This window comes from Aliiglaciecola lipolytica E3, from assembly GCF_000314975.1.
Classification (GTDB): Bacteria; Pseudomonadota; Gammaproteobacteria; order Enterobacterales; family Alteromonadaceae; genus Aliiglaciecola; species Aliiglaciecola lipolytica.
Window position 1 is genome coordinate 25654 of record NZ_BAEN01000049.1, and the last position, 15267, is coordinate 40920.

The window sequence follows — 15267 nt, forward strand, 5'->3', positions numbered from 1 at the left end:
GCATTTATACGAATTTTGGGTATACAATTACACATCAAAGTATTGGAGAAAGTTAATTCTTAATCTCTCGAAATATAATTGCTCTGAATATAAATAAAATAAGAACATACGCGCTTAAAAAGACGTCATATCTAGCTTTAACAATCTAATTAATCATAAGAGACCTGAGATGCACAAAAAAGCCATTTTAGATGAAATGCACGTACTTCCTGAAATAAACCCGCAAACTGAAATTGAAAGGCGAGTGGCTTTTATCCAAAATCAACTTACCTTATCTGGAATGAAAACGCTGGTTTTAGGGATAAGTGGAGGAATTGACTCTTGCACTTTGGGGCGTTTAGCACAATTGGCGGTAGATGGATTAAACCAGCAATCGAAAGGCGGCTATCAATTTATCGCTGTACGTTTACCTTACAGTGTTCAAGCTGATGAAGACGATGCTCAATTAAGTATTGATTTTATTCAACCAAGCCAAGCTGTTAGCGTTAATATTCAGCCTGGAGCGGATGCAATACATGAACAAACTTGTAAATCATTAGGGCAGATTGGTTTGTTGCCGGAAAATGCGTATAAACAAGACTTTGTAAAAGGTAATGTTAAAGCGCGCACCCGTATGATCGTGCAGTATGAAATTGCGGGGATGATGGATGGTTTGGTGTTAGGTACTGACCATTCGGCTGAGAATATAACCGGCTTTTATACTAAATACGGCGATGGTGCATGTGACCTGGTACCGCTATTTGGACTCAATAAACGGCAGGTTAGACAAATTGCCTCATATTTAGGTGCCCCTGAAAAAATTGTCACCAAAGCGCCTACCGCCGATCTCGAATCCTTGGAGCCGCAAAAAGCTGACGAACAAGCGCTGGGTATGACTTATGATCAAATCGATGACTTCTTAGAAGGCAAAGACGTTGATGCTGATGTAGAGTTGCGCTTAATTGAAATATTCACCAAAACACAACATAAAAGAGTACCCATTCCTACTGTCTACGATTAATTTAATAAAGGGGTTGGAATCGTCATTTAGGGTAAAACATTTGGCGAAACTTTGATTGGCATATTCAATAAACGTAATGTAAATTAAATGTAAAACGCATGCTGTATTATAAATCGTTTATAAATATCGATTTTTAAATTTTGCGACTTTTGTCAATTCAAAAGGACATTTAATGAAAAAAATTGAAGCAATAATAAAGCCTTTTAAAATGGAAAATGTGCGGGAAGCGCTGTCAGAAATAGGTGTGTCAGGCATGACAGTCACCGAAGTTAAAGGTTTTGGAAGGCAAAAAGGTCATTCCGAGTTATATCGCGGTGCCGAATATCATGTAGGATTTTTACCTAAGCATAAAATTGACTTAGTCGTTCCAGATGATCTTGTGGAACGGGCCATAGAAGTGATTTTGGACAATGCAAGAACGGGTAAAATCGGCGATGGCAAAATATTTGTATCAGATATCGAGCGCGCAATTCGAATTCGTACAGGGGAAGAAAACGAAGAGGCGGTGTAAATAGAAGTTCAGTTTGTAAATTCACTTTTATATATGATGAATTTATACGCACTGAACTTCTTCAATCGTTTTTAGTGGTGATGTCCACAGCCGCCTTCGGTATGCGGGTGACCATGGGCGATTTCTTCATCAGTCGCTTCTCTTACCGCTAAGATTTCAACATCAAAATTAAGCGGAACACCAGAAAGTGGGTGGTTGCCGTCTATGACCACTTCATCGTCTGTTTCATCTATTACCATCACAGACTGTTCTCCGCCGTCTGTCGTTGCTCTAAAGGTCATGCCAACTTCGACTTCCATACCTTCAAACATACTTTTAGGCACCATTTGCACTAACTCTTCGTGACGCTCACCGTAAGCGAGTTCGGGAGGCACATCTAACTCAAACTTGTCGCCTGCTTGGCGGCCTGCAAGGGCGTCTTCCAAACCTTTAATCAAATACTGGCTACCTTGCATATACACCATTGGCTGGCCGTCTCTGGAGGAATCAATCTGTGTTCCATCTTGGGTTTTGACGGTAAAATGCATGGTAACAATGGCGTTTTCTGTAATTAGCATAAAAATTTATTCTCTATATTGTTGAATCGGTTAAAACACGATCTTTAATCAATGTTGTAAGGTAATGGCTTTATCGTAAATGTTTGATCAGGTGCTTCTTTTGCTCTGAAAACCTGATCAATAGTTGCATCGTTTGGCAATATAGCTAAGGCATAGGTACCTTGTTGCAAAGTAGCACTACGTAATACTGTACCACTTCGACGCCAGTTTTCGCCAACCTTGCCCTCTAAAATATCGCCAGCCTTCAATTCATTGGTATGTTCAGAGTAGAGGATGAACGCAGCACGTTTATTTTTTCCTAAATACTTAGTCCGCGCTACCACCTCTTGGCCCATATAACAGCCTTTGTTGAAACTGATTGCATCAAGGGCTTGCAAATTCATCATTTGCGGAATAAATTCTGCGGAGGTTGCTGATTGAATGTTAGCCAATCCACTTAATATATCCAACGCTTCCCATTGTGCTTCTGCTGCATCTGAAAAAGTGAGTTCCTGTTGCAATTGTTGACTCAACTTACTGTGCGCCAAAACTAAATAGCGTATATGCGGTGTATCAAACCGAATGACCTTACCTTGTTGAGTGGCACAAACTTGACGATGTTGTTCGGGGAGTTGGCCGAAATGTTCCTCAAGAATATTTTCAGCTTCTTTTCCTGAGACCCCGAAAAAATCCCAGTCTTTTGTCGCGTCGGTGAAGTCAGCTTTTGAAAATACACCGTACTTTTTTAATTCGGCCAAAGAAGTGGGGATACTTTCTTGGTGGCAAACGAGATCAACCCCATTAGCGGTTTTGATTGCGTGAAATATATTCCAGGTTTTACCTTTGAAGTCACAGTGACAACCAAGTTGAACTTGGTCTTCAGTTAATGAATTCATGTCATTAGTGACTTTACCTTGTAGGTAACTTATTGCTTCTTCACCCTCAACAGAAATAATCCCCAGATTATTCAGTTTGCTACTGAAATTATCGGGAGTTGAAAAACTAGACTGCATATTTGCCGATACCTTGTTAATCTATCCTATGTTCCATCCTATAATGGGGTTTCACTACTCAGATGCAAGTCAAACTTGAATTTGTCTGAGATTTTTTACGTTAATCAGAATACAATCTGTTGCAAATTATTTAGACCACAGTTTGTTCGAGATATGTGGTTATTCGTATTATTTAAAATTACTACCTGGAGTCCAGATGTTTGATAAGAAAAGAGTGTCTAGGTTGAAGTGGGCATGTCGCCGCGGCATGCTCGAACTTGACGTCCTTTTTATGCCGTTCGTAGACGAAGCGTTTGACGATTTGGACGAATCTCAGCAGTTGATCTTTGAGCGTCTGCTTACCTGCGATGATCCGGATTTGTTTGCTTGGTTTATGGGGCATCAAAAATGTGATGACCCGGAACTTGCGCAAATGGTCGAGCATATTTTGAATCGTGTCAAAGTATAGGATATGTATATCTCAAAGTAGAATATGGATTTGGGTTCAAATCAGTTGGATTAGTTTTCTCATCACCAGTTTTTGGAGCTGGAAAGCATTTACTATTCCTGCACAATTAACGATTCAATGGCTTGCGACTGGATTAACTTTGCTCATAGGATGCCATTGGATTATAAAAGTGAAACACGCATTTAAGCCAAGAATAATGAACCTTGATCCCACTGGCCAGATTTCTTGGCTGTGTGAGGATCAGGAAAACCTTTGGGTAATTAGCTCCAAAAGTAAAATCTGCGGCTCCTTCGTTTGTTTACATTTGTTAAGCGATTTTGTTTGTACACCTAATAAATACTTGTGGTTAGCCAAAGACCAAATTAATGAACGTGACTTTAGGCGAATTTGTAGAACGATCCTTCGCTGCCAACATGAACCCAAAGAATAATAGAATATGATTAATATACTATGCTGAAATTAATAAAAGCCGCCTTCAAACGAAACCATTCGTTTGTGTTTGAATCAGCCTTGCTGCCTAAAATCCAATTGCAAACCCAACAACACATCCAAAAATTAGATTCTGTGCATATAGGGTCGTATCACAAGTGTGTTAAGTGGCGAGAAGCTTCTGAACTTCAGTTGCATCCATGCTATTTTCATCTACTCGCTTTTGAGCAACATATGCAAATAATGCTAAATGATGAATTCCCGTTTGCTCTATTAGGTATTGTTCATTTAAGTAATGAAATTGAGGTAATGGCATCTGCCGATTTTAAGGCCGGCTTTGAAGTATCGAGCGAGATTCGCCGTTTTAAACGACATCAAAAAGGCATAACATTTACTATTGAGTCGACAATTAGGCAGAATAAAAATCTAATTTGGCATTCAACAAGCGAATTTTTGGCAATCAATACGAAAGCGCGTACTGGTAAGTCTCGCTCTCAACCATTTCAGTTAGCAGATGATATGACCATCATCGACAATTGGTATTGTGACAAATTCGTAGGGTGGCAGTACGGAAAAATATCAGGGGATTTTAATCCTATTCATTTAAGCCCGTTAAGCGCAAAGTTATTTGGATTTAAATCCGCCATTGCCCATGGAATGTGGAGTAAGGCTCGATGTTTATCCGCGTTACAAAGTCAACTTCCTGAGGCATTCAAATGTAAAGTAGAATTTCACAAACCGTTGTTTTTGCCAGCAAAAGTGTCTTTGTACAAGGCAATTATTGAATCTGAATCACAGCGTTTCCAACTTACTAGTCACGCTGAAGACACTTGCCATCTTGAAGGCTATTTATACCGACATTAATTAATTCGTTTACACTAAAAAAGAATTATTCAGCCAGCTAACGCGACACACGACCCGCTAATACGGTTACTTTCGCTTCATCTAGCATGTCCGGATAATCGAGATTGTAGTGCAATCCTCGGCTTTCTTTGCGGTTCATGGCGCAACGAACAATGAGTTCAGCTACCGTGACGAGATTGCGCAATTCCAATAGGTTATTACTAACTCTAAAATTAGCATAATAATCATGAATTTCTTGTTGTAATAGTTCGATTCTCCGCAGGGCTCTTTCCAGACGTTTATTGGTTCTCACAATACCGACGTAATCCCACATAAACAAACGTAGTTCATGCCAGTTATGTTGAATAACCACTTCTTCATCTGAGTTGCCAACCTGACTTTCGTCCCATGCAGGAATTTCTTGTTCAAAAACAGGCTTGTCTTGTTTAGCTAAAATATCTTTTGCTGCGGCATGGGCAAATACAATACATTCTAATAATGAATTACTCGCCATGCGATTGGCTCCGTGTAAGCCGGTATAGGCAACTTCACCAATGGCATATAAATTATCTAAATCTGTCTTCGCATTGAAGTCAGTTTTTACACCTCCACAACTATAGTGAGCAGCGGGGACAACTGGAATGGGATGCCTGGTGATATCGATGCCCAATGAGCGGCATTTACGATAGATGTTAGGGAAATGTTTAACAATAAAGTCAGCGGACTTATGACTAATATCTAGATACATACAGTCTTTTCCAAGCCGCTTCATTTCATAATCTATTGCACGCGCTACAATATCTCGTGGTGCAAGGTCCCCTCTAGGATCAAACTTGTGCATAAATTTGCTGCCATCAGCATGACACAAAAACGCTCCTTCGCCTCGCAGTGCCTCAGTGATTAGAAAGTTCTTCGCTTCTGGGTGGAATAGGCAGGTTGGGTGAAATTGATTAAATTCCATGTTTGCCACAGAACAACCAGCGCGCCATGCCATGGCAATACCATCCCCACTAGAAACATCGGGGTTTGAAGTATATTGATAAACTTTACTCGCACCACCTGTTGCCAAAGCTGTGAAGCGACTACGAATAAATTCAACGTGTTCTTTTTTTCGATTCCAAACATATGCACCTAAACATTGGTTAGGTGCATCTTTGTGACGAACTAAATCGATAGCATTGTAGCGTTCAAAAAGATGAATGTTTGGATGCTGTAACACGGCTTCTTGCAAGGAGGTTTGCACAGCGTGTCCAGTCGCATCAGCTGCGTGTAAAATTCGGCGATGACTATGACCTCCTTCTCGGGTTAAGTGGAAACGCTCAACGCCGTGTTCGTCTTTTTCTTGATCAAAAGGGACGCCATAATTAATTAACCACTCCATGCAGGATTTTGCTTGGCTTGCGGTGAAACGAACCGCTTCTTCATCACAAAGTCCGGCTCCAGCATCTAATGTATCTGCAACATGCGATTCAATCGAGTCTTGTTCATCAAAAACTGCGGCTATACCGCCCTGAGCATAACGAGTAGAGCCTTCTGATAACGTGCTTTTACTCAGTACAATAACATTATATTTGTGCGCTAATTTTAATGCTAAAGAAAGTCCCGCCGCACCACTTCCGATAATCAAAACGTCACAACGATGTTCAACAGTAGAGCTCATAGAGTACAATAGCCAAATCGAATTATTTTGCAGACCCTATCAGAATTGTCTGCTTCTGAAAATAAGCCTTTTTAGAGAAAGTTTGCAATAATTCAATTTAATTCGAACTTTTAGCAAAATGCGCAGTCTACAATTGTGCTTGCGGGAGCCGTGGTAGTAAATTTATTGGGAGTGATGGCTCGAATGAGCGAGCAGATAACGGATCAACAGATTGTTGAAAAAGTACAACGCGGTGATAAGAATGCGTTTGGATTGTTGGTAACTAAGTATCAACACAAGGTAGCGCATTTAGTTTCACGGTATGTAAAAAACTCAGGTGATGTCGCAGATGTAACGCAAGAAGCGTTTATCAAAGCATATAGAGCATTACCTAATTTTCGCGGCGAAAGTGCTTTTTATACTTGGCTATACCGAATAGCGGTAAATAGCGCAAAAAATTATTTAGTAGCGCAGGGCAGAAAACCCCCTGCGAGCGATGTAGATGCAGAAGAAGCAGATTATTACGACGGAAGTGACGCGTTAAAGGAACAAAATTCACCTGAACGTAGTCTGATGTCAGAAGAACTCGAAAAAGTGCTGTTTGATGCACTTGATAAACTGCCTGAAGATTTGCGTATGGCAATTACCTTGCGCGAGTTAGAAGGGCTGAGCTATGAAGACATAGCAAATGTAATGGACTGTCCGGTAGGTACGGTTCGTTCAAGAATTTTTAGAGCGCGAGAGGCAATCGATAAAGTCTTAAACCCGCTCTTACAAAGATAAAATAATGACATTTGTAAAAAAATGTTGAAGAATGAAGCGTTAATTCAGGAATCTTTTATGACGCATAAGCATGAAAATTTGTCAGCATTTATTGATGGTGAAGCTCAAGATGGAAATTTCGTCTCGAATCTAATCAATGATGATGAAATGGGTGCAAAGTGGCATCGTTATCACATTATTCGTCAAACTTTGCGGAAAGAAATGCCGCAAAATGCAGATTTTGACATAAGTGCATCTATTGCTGTTGCCTTAGAGTCTGAACCAGCAATATTAGCGCCCAAACGTACTTGGCGCGATTTGCCTGTGATTAGTAATGTCGTGCCGTTAGTTCGTTCTGGTGGTCAGTTAGCTATTGCCGCGTCAGTGGCTGTGGCGGTAGTTGTCGGGGTTCAGCAACTGAATCAAGATGAACAGCAGATTTTTAATCCAGCTCCTGCTTCTTATCCTGGTATTCAGGGTGGTTTGTCTCCGGTTAGCCTTGAGCAAACTAGAGTGACGCCTGCGGTAAATGTTCGTGATCACCAACGACGCATAAACGCATTCATCAATGACCACATGGAACAAGTCTTACTTAAAGATAGCCAGCGTTTTTTACAAGAAGAAAGCGCAGTAATCGATGAAGTTGAATTAGATGCAAATCAACCTGAAGTACATCAAGAACGTGAGAACCTTCCTGAGTAAATATATATCGCTGCCTAAGCCTGTTTGGGCGGCTTTTCTCTTTTTTAGTTGCGTCAATCTAGCTGGTGCACAAATCGGATTGGTCCAAGATCCTAATGTGCTGATATGGTTAGATAAAATGGCCGAAGCAAAATCTAATCTAAATTATACAGCGTCATTTGTGTTGTCTAAACAAGGTACAGATCCACAACCGTATCGTTGGCGTCATGCTGTGACAGAAGATGGCATTGAAATGGAGCAATTAGATCAACTTAATGGTCCTGGCCGTGAAGTTATTCGGGTTGGCGACAAAGTCAGTTATTTTGAGTCTCATCGGCCTCCTTACAGTCTTGCTTCTGGCTATATCATTGGTCCTTTACCTAACAGATTATTAACCGAGCCTAGATCATTATTAAGTGCTTATGATTTTGTGATCATCGGTAAAAGTCGAATATCAGGAAAAGCGGCGCAACAAATACGCATGATTAGCAAAGATAAAAGCCGCTTTGGCTACAATTTGTGGCTTGATCAGCAAACTGGTTTACCGTTAAAGATAAATGTCGTGGATTTGACAGGTCAAAATGTTGAACAAATTCAGGTTACAGCATTAGAAGTAACCGAACATCCAGATCCGTATTTTACACGGCTTGAAACCGCAGCTATGCCAGCAGTGATACAACTTCCCACACAGGAAGAGGTTAAACAAAAATGGCAAATTGAATTCATTCCTGTGGGCATGGAACAGGTAAAACATACCGTTCGTCAATTGCCCGATAATGGTGGTCCTCTTGAATACTTGATGTTGAGTGATGGTTTAGTCGATATTTCAGTTTACATGCACCGAGCTACGGATCCATCTGCTGCTAGTGATATTGTTGCTAGATTTGGTTCGGATATTTATTATTCAAGTCGTCAAGGTACGGTTTTAGTGACTGTGATAGGTAAGATCCCCGCCAATACTGCTAATGCTATCGCTAGCTCTATATCTGTAGTGCAGTAAAATGATTGAAGAAATTGGAATTATAACTGCCGTGGACAAAGACCATATTTGGGTTGAAACCGAAGTGAAGTCTACTTGTGGCAGTTGTCAGGCACAAGATAACTGCGGTACAGGAGTTGTCGCTAAAGTTTTTACACCGAAAAAAGAAAAGTTAATTTTAAGATGTCATCAAGCCGCCGAAGTCGGTCAACGTGTGAGGCTAGGTGTGGCTGAGAATCAACTCCTTTCAGCGTCAGCTTTAATGTATCTATTACCACTTCTAGTTATGATTGTAACTGCGATTAGCGCACAATATCTATTTCCAATGATTGAGTTGGACCATGAACTTTGGGTAGTCGGTGCGGCGTTTTTTGCTACTTTTCTTACCTTTAGATTTTTAAAACGTTATGCAAATCAATCAAATACGAATAGATTTCAACCAAAACTATTAGCTGTTCTACCTATTCAAAACAAACCGTTATCCGCTGCCGACAAATAACACTTTCACAATCTATAGTTATAACGCCAAGCCCGTAAAATCAATTGTTGAGCGATTGTTGAGAACCTTATCGCAATGTGCCGCAGAACACTGTAAAATCCCCGCCAAATTATTTTTACTTGCTTCTGCAAATATCAGAGGCGCTAGCTGTAGGTATCAGTCTTAACACTATGCAACATAAGCACATTCGCAATTTTTCAATAATCGCCCATATTGATCATGGTAAATCGACCTTATCTGATCGTCTTATTCAACACTGCGGGGGTCTTACCCAACGTGAGATGTCTGAGCAGGTCCTTGATTCGATGGACATAGAGCGCGAACGAGGGATAACCATCAAAGCGCAAAGTGTAACGCTAAATTATACTGCAAAAGACGGCGAAACTTATCAGCTCAATTTTATCGATACACCTGGGCATGTTGACTTCACCTATGAAGTATCTCGTTCATTAGCAGCCTGTGAGGGTGCATTGTTGGTTGTTGATGCTGGACAGGGAGTTGAAGCGCAAACTCTGGCTAACTGTTATACGGCGATTGATTTGGATATGGAAGTAGTTCCTATCCTCAACAAAATTGACCTGCCTCAAGCCGAACCTGATCGCGTTGCAGAGGAAATAGAAGATATTGTCGGAATCGATGCTATCGATGCGGTGCGCTGTTCAGCCAAAACTGGTATCGGTATCGAAGATGTTTTAGAAGTCATTGTGCGTCGCGTACCCCCACCAATTGGCGATCCTGACGCACCACTTAAAGCCCTAATCGTTGATTCTTGGTTTGATAACTATCAAGGCGTTGTGTCGTTGGTACGAGTAATGGAAGGTAAATTAACCGCAAAAGACAAAATTCAAATTATGTCTAACGGTGCTGTACATCAAGCGGATAATGTAGGCATTTTTACCCCAAAACAAACTAAAACTGGCGAGCTTAAAACCGGAGAGGTTGGCTACGTAATTGCCGGTATTAAAGATATTCAGGGTGCCCCTGTCGGCGATACTATTACATTAGCTAAAGACCCAGCTACCAAAGCGCTGCCTGGATTTCAAAAAATAAAACCGCAGGTTTACGCGGGGTTGTTTCCAGTTAGCTCAGATGAATATGAAGATTTTCGTGATGCATTAGCGAAATTGACGTTAAACGATGCGTCGTTATTTTATGAACCTGAAAGCTCATCTGCATTGGGGTTTGGTTTCCGTATCGGCTTCTTGGGTATGCTCCATATGGAAATTATTCAAGAGAGATTGGAACGTGAATACGATCTTGATCTAATAACCACTGCACCTACTGTGGTGTATGAAGTGGAAACCACCAAAGGTGAACTACTTAAGGTAGATAACCCTTCAAAACTACCGCCTCTTAACGATATTGCAGAAATTCGCGAACCAATTGTAGAAGCGCATATTTTGGTACCACAAGATTACTTGGGTAATGTCATCACCTTGTGTATTGAGAAACGAGGTGTGCAAACTAACATGACTTATCATGGTAAACAGGTTGCCGTTACTTACGAATTACCCATGGCTGAAGTGGTGATGGACTTCTTTGATAGATTAAAATCCACAAGCCGCGGGTTTGCGTCATTGGATTATAATTTTGTGAAGTTTAATGCAGCAGACATGGTACGTTTAGATATATTGATTAATGGCGAACGAGTTGACGCTTTAGCCGTCATTACACATAAAGATAATGCCCAAGGTCGGGGGCGCGAGTTAGTCGAAAAATTACGTGAATTAATACCTAGACAAATGTTTGATATAGCAATTCAAGCAGCCATTGGTAATCACATCATTGCACGCAGTACGATTAAGCAATTACGTAAAAACGTTATTGCGAAATGTTACGGCGGTGATGTAAGCCGTAAGAAAAAGCTGCTACAGAAACAAAAAGAAGGTAAAAAACGTATGAAACAAGTAGGTAATGTAGAGTTACCGCAGGATGCATTTTTAGCCGTATTAAAGGTAGGAAAATAGATGGCAAATTACTTTTCATTATTTCTAGTTGTTTTAACTGTTGCGTCGGGATTAATTTGGCTAATTGATGCCAAGATATTTGCACCAAAGCGACGTCAAAAAGTGGTTGCGGCAAACGGCGGAAATGAGTTACCAGAAGGGATAGAACTGCCAGTTCCTTATGTGGTAGATACTGCGCAGCAAATTTTTCCGGTAATCGCATTTGTTTTGGTTTTACGCTCGTTTATATATGAACCATTCCAAATCCCGTCAGGTTCAATGATGCCCACATTGTTAGTCGGTGATTTTATTCTTGTTGAGAAGTTCTCCTACGGATTAAAAGACCCGGTTACGCGCACCAAGTTTTTTGAAACTGGTGCGCCTGAGCGCGGCGATGTGGTGGTTTTCAAATACCCAGAGAATCCTAAATTGGATTACATCAAGCGCGTTGTTGGCCTTCCCGGTGATACCATCAGCTATTCCGCCAAAGATTTATACATCAAACCTGCGTGTGCCAGTGGTGAGAATTGTGCGCCAGAATACAAAGTAGAACGTGATTTTTTAGGTCAATATAACTACCAAGGTTTTCAAGTCAACAAACTTAGTGAGCAGCTTGGTGATGTGAATCATGAGATACTAATTTTTCCTAGAAGACTTGACGATATCAGTCGCTACTATGAGCAAAGTGGCACCAGAATTGGTGAATGGGTAGTGCCTGAAGGCAATTACTTCGTAATGGGTGATAACCGTGATAACAGCGAAGATGGTCGTTTTTGGGGCTTTGTTTCGGATGATCATTTAGTTGGAAAAGCGGTGGCGATCTGGATAAGTTTTGAATTTGGACATGCGCCAGAAGATTTCTTACCTACTTGGATCCCAACCGGTGTGCGTTTTGAACGTGTAGGTGGCATTGATTAAATGTCGCAAACTGCCGCTTACCAAAAACTGTATAAACGGATTGGCTATCAATTTTTAGACGCTGATAATCTTACCCTTGCACTCACTCACAGAAGTTTTAAAAACGTACACAATGAACGTTTAGAATATTTAGGTGATGCTGTGTTAGGTTTGGTGGTCGCTGAAGAGCTTTTTAAGCGCTTTCCACAGCAACCAGAAGGAAAGCTGACTCGAATGCGAGCGACTTTGGTTAAGGGAGAAACGTTAGCTGAAGTGGGTAGAGAGTTTGAACTAGGTGATATCCTCTTGCTTGGCACTGGAGAGTTAAAAAGTGGTGGTTACCGACGTAGTTCGATACTCGCTGACGCAGTAGAAGCGATTATTGGAGCGATATACCTAGAGTCCGGCTTAGAGCGCTGCAAAACATTAATATTGAACTGGTTTGAATCACGTTTTGATGATCTGAATCCTAGCGCTCATCCAAAAGATAATAAAACACAATTGCAGGAATTTCTGCAAAGTAGAAAATTGCCGTTACCTGAATATGAAGTGGTCGAAGTGTTAGGCAAAGATCATGATCAGATTTTTATTGTTAACTGTTCAGTTGAAGGCTTATCAGAAAAAGTGTCGGGACGTGGTAGTTCGCGCCGAAAAGCTGAACAACAAGCAGCGAAGCAAGTGTTGGAGAAGCTGAAATGACAGATACAATAACCTATTGCGGCATGGTGGCGATAGTTGGTAGACCTAACGTGGGTAAATCGACCCTTTTGAATAAACTATTAGGTCAAAAAGTCAGTATTACCTCCAGAAAGCCACAAACCACGCGTCATCGTATTATGGGGATAGATACGGAAGTCCATCATCAAGCCATCTTCGTGGATACGCCGGGCCTGCATGTAGAAGAAAAGCGTGCAATCAACCGGTTAATGAATCGTGCAGCATCTAGCTCGTTGGCGGAAGTAGGCTTAGTTTTATTTTTGGTCGAAGGGACAAAGTGGACTGAAGACGATCAAATGGTGCTTAACAAAGTGAAGCAGTCTGGTTTGCCTTGTTGGTTGCTGATTAATAAAAGCGACAATGTCAAAGATAAAAACGATTTGATGACCCATATGCAATGGCTGCAGGAACAACACGACTTTGAAAAAATTATGCCCATTTCAGCTAAATTAGGTCGTAATGTAGAAGAACTTCGAGAAATGGTACATAGAACGTTGCCTGAAAGTGAGTTTTATTTTCCAGAAGATTACATCACCGATCGATCCAGTCGCTTTATGGCAGCCGAAATAGTACGCGAAAAATTAATGCGTTTTACTGGGGACGAATTACCTTATTCTGTGACGGTTGAAATTGAACAATTTTTACTGGCTGACAATGGTGTGTATCGAATAAACGGGCTAATTTTAGTTGAACGCGAAACCCAGAAACGCATGGTGATAGGCAAGGGCGGTCAGCGCTTAAAAACCATTGGCGCAGAAGCACGTAAAGATATGGAAAATTTGTTCGATAATAAAGTGTTTTTAGAATTATGGGTCAAAGTAAAATCCGGTTGGGCAGATGATGAACGTGCTCTTCGAAGCCTAGGATACGGAGACAATAACTCTTAACGGTGATTAACTAAAGGGTGTAGAGATGGCAAATATTCATGATCTCAGGCGAGACTACAATCTTGGCGAGTTAAAACAAGAAGACCTCGACGAAAACCCAATCAATCAGTTCAATGCTTGGCTTCAAACCGTGATTGATTCTGGCGTGTCTGATCCGACAGCTATGACAATAGCTACAGTGTCTCCTGATGGTCAACCTTCCCAGCGAATCGTTTTGTTAAAAGATGTCGATGACAGAGGATTTGTTTTTTATACTAATCTAGGTAGTCGCAAAGCAACCGAATTACGAGAAAATAATAAAATATCTCTGCATTTTCCATGGCATTTTATGGAACGCCAAGTCAAAGTGTGTGGCCAAGCTCAGCCGTTACCTGCCACGGAAGTCGCACGTTACTTTTTCTCTAGACCAAAAGAAAGTCAGTTAGCTGCCTGGGCGTCAAAGCAAAGTCAGCCTATTTCTACTCGGCAGATGTTGTTGAGTAAGTTCGATGAAGTAAAACAAAAATTTTCTTCGGGCCAAATCCCGGTACCTAAATTCTGGGGTGGATTTCGAGTCATCCCTCATGAAATCGAATTTTGGCAAGGGGGAGAGCACCGTTTACACAATCGTTTTGTGTACACCTTAAACAAAACTGAGCAAGACTCTCCACGTTGGCAAATTCAACGTCTAATGCCTTAATTGCGCAATTTTAGAAATGATCGATAGTCATTGCCATCTTGATTTTCAGGCCTTTGATGCAGACAGAACACAGGTTCTAAATCACTGTCTAGATATTGGGATCACAAATATTATTATTCCTGGAACCCAGGCAAAAAGTTGGCAAGCACTCATCAGTTTATGTAAAGAATCACCTATGCTGGAGTTTGCATTGGGTTTGCATCCTTATTTTCTCAAGCACAGTAAAACCGATGATTTAGACACGTTAAGTCGATTAATTGCGGAAAATCCACAACTTGTGGCAGTAGGGGAGATTGGTTTAGATTTCCAAGCTGATGATCTGCCAAAGCAAGCGCTCCAACAAGAGTTTTTTATCCAACAGCTTCAGATTGCTCAGCAGAATAGTTTACCCGTCATAATCCATCACCGGCGTTCACATAACCAAATCATTCGCATTTTGAAACAACAGAAATTTCAATTTGGTGGAGTTATCCATGCGTTTTCTGGGAGTTATCAAGAAGCAAAAAATTACTTGGATTTAGGCTTTAATCTCGGTTTTGGAGGAGTGATCACCTACCCAAGAGCGTCTAAGACAAGAGAAACGTTAAGAAAAATCCCATTAGAATCAGTTTTACTGGAAACAGACTCCCCAGATATGCCAATTTCTGGCCGTCAAGGGCAGCGTAATAGTCCAGAGTATTTGCCCGAAATTGTGCGACATATAGCGCATATTCGCGGAGAAGAAATCGATTACATAAAACAGCAAACCCGCAAAAATACACAGCGTCTATTTGGTCTTGAAGGTGCGTAAAAAAGAGCCGC

At 41.0% G+C, this 15267-nt stretch carries 18 protein-coding genes; 15 read left to right on the top strand and 3 right to left on the bottom strand.

The features are described from left to right. The first annotated feature begins 169 nt into the window (after window positions 1-169). Both nadE and GLIP_RS12095 read left to right on the top strand, forming a co-directional pair. On the top strand, window positions 170-1000 hold the full coding sequence (gene nadE, locus GLIP_RS12090; protein ID WP_008844920.1) for an ammonia-dependent NAD(+) synthetase: 831 nt from the start codon (window positions 170-172) through the stop codon (window positions 998-1000). Between the two features lie 172 nt (window positions 1001-1172). After that, window positions 1173-1511, top strand: a complete 339-nt coding sequence (locus tag GLIP_RS12095) for a P-II family nitrogen regulator (protein WP_008844921.1) — start codon at window positions 1173-1175, stop codon at window positions 1509-1511. A gap of 71 nt (window positions 1512-1582) precedes the next feature. On the opposite strand, the gene GLIP_RS12100 is transcribed toward GLIP_RS12095, so the two are convergent. After that, window positions 1583-2068 (bottom strand): FKBP-type peptidyl-prolyl cis-trans isomerase, encoded by a 486-nt coding sequence (locus tag GLIP_RS12100; protein WP_008844922.1) that lies wholly within the window; start codon window positions 2066-2068, stop codon window positions 1583-1585. A gap of 44 nt (window positions 2069-2112) precedes the next feature. Next, window positions 2113-3060, bottom strand: coding sequence for a tRNA-modifying protein YgfZ (gene ygfZ / locus GLIP_RS12105; protein ID WP_008844923.1), 948 nt, complete (start codon window positions 3058-3060; stop codon window positions 2113-2115). Between the two features lie 196 nt (window positions 3061-3256). Here ygfZ and GLIP_RS12110 point away from each other — a divergent pair, with 196 nt between their 5' ends. From GLIP_RS12110 to GLIP_RS12115, 3 genes are read left to right on the top strand one after another with little or no spacing between them, the layout of a single operon-like run. Continuing rightward, a complete protein-coding gene (locus GLIP_RS12110; protein ID WP_008844924.1) occupies window positions 3257-3508 on the top strand; it encodes an FAD assembly factor SdhE in 252 nt (83 codons plus the stop codon). Beyond that, the gene (locus GLIP_RS22505; RefSeq protein WP_226992220.1) at window positions 3495-3938 is read left to right on the top strand and encodes a protein YgfX; all 444 of its coding nucleotides are present in this window, start codon (window positions 3495-3497) and stop codon (window positions 3936-3938) included. Before GLIP_RS12110 ends, GLIP_RS22505 begins: the two co-directional genes overlap by 14 nt. A 20-nt stretch (window positions 3939-3958) precedes the next feature. Beyond that, a complete protein-coding gene (locus tag GLIP_RS12115) occupies window positions 3959-4801 on the top strand; it encodes a MaoC family dehydratase (protein ID WP_008844925.1) in 843 nt (280 codons plus the stop codon). A gap of 37 nt (window positions 4802-4838) precedes the next feature. Here the strand turns inward: GLIP_RS12115 and nadB are convergent, their stop codons facing one another. Further along, the gene (nadB, locus tag GLIP_RS12120) at window positions 4839-6440 is read right to left on the bottom strand and encodes an L-aspartate oxidase (protein WP_008844926.1); all 1602 of its coding nucleotides are present in this window, start codon (window positions 6438-6440) and stop codon (window positions 4839-4841) included. Window positions 6441-6623: 183 nt separating this feature from the next. On the opposite strand from nadB, the gene rpoE reads away from it, so the two are divergent. The 10 genes from rpoE (at window position 6624) to GLIP_RS12170 (ending at window position 15256) form a co-directional block, all read left to right on the top strand. Further along, entirely contained in the window at window positions 6624-7202 is a 579-nt protein-coding gene (rpoE, locus tag GLIP_RS12125; protein WP_008844927.1) for an RNA polymerase sigma factor RpoE, read from the top strand. A 57-nt stretch (window positions 7203-7259) separates the two neighbouring features. Beyond that, window positions 7260-7883, top strand: coding sequence for a sigma-E factor negative regulatory protein (locus tag GLIP_RS12130; protein ID WP_008844928.1), 624 nt, complete (start codon window positions 7260-7262; stop codon window positions 7881-7883). Then, on the top strand, window positions 7834-8862 hold the full coding sequence (locus GLIP_RS12135; protein ID WP_226992221.1) for a MucB/RseB C-terminal domain-containing protein: 1029 nt from the start codon (window positions 7834-7836) through the stop codon (window positions 8860-8862). The genes GLIP_RS12130 and GLIP_RS12135 overlap by 50 nt, the downstream gene beginning before the upstream one ends. A 1-nt stretch (window position 8863) precedes the next feature. Beyond that, window positions 8864-9340 carry a SoxR reducing system RseC family protein gene (locus GLIP_RS12140; protein WP_008844930.1) on the top strand — a complete coding sequence of 159 codons (477 nt, stop codon included), beginning with the start codon at window positions 8864-8866 and terminating at the stop codon, window positions 9338-9340. A 170-nt stretch (window positions 9341-9510) separates the two neighbouring features. Continuing rightward, the gene (lepA, locus tag GLIP_RS12145; RefSeq protein ID WP_040522801.1) at window positions 9511-11307 is read left to right on the top strand and encodes a translation elongation factor 4; all 1797 of its coding nucleotides are present in this window, start codon (window positions 9511-9513) and stop codon (window positions 11305-11307) included. After that, window positions 11308-12204, top strand: a complete 897-nt coding sequence (gene lepB / locus GLIP_RS12150; protein ID WP_008844932.1) for a signal peptidase I — start codon at window positions 11308-11310, stop codon at window positions 12202-12204. Beyond that, window positions 12205-12882, top strand: coding sequence for a ribonuclease III (gene rnc / locus GLIP_RS12155; protein ID WP_008844933.1), 678 nt, complete (start codon window positions 12205-12207; stop codon window positions 12880-12882). It abuts the gene before it with no gap. After that, window positions 12879-13787: a GTPase Era gene (gene era / locus GLIP_RS12160; RefSeq protein WP_008844934.1), complete on the top strand. Its 909-nt coding sequence runs from the start codon at window positions 12879-12881 to the stop codon at window positions 13785-13787. The genes rnc and era overlap by 4 nt, the downstream gene beginning before the upstream one ends. 25 nt (window positions 13788-13812) lie before the next feature. Further along, complete coding sequence (gene pdxH / locus GLIP_RS12165) at window positions 13813-14466, top strand: pyridoxamine 5'-phosphate oxidase (RefSeq protein ID WP_008844935.1); 654 nt, start codon at window positions 13813-13815, stop codon at window positions 14464-14466. Window positions 14467-14482: 16 nt separating this feature from the next. Next, window positions 14483-15256, top strand: coding sequence for a TatD family hydrolase (locus tag GLIP_RS12170; RefSeq protein WP_008844936.1), 774 nt, complete (start codon window positions 14483-14485; stop codon window positions 15254-15256). The last annotated feature ends 11 nt before the right edge of the window (window positions 15257-15267 follow it).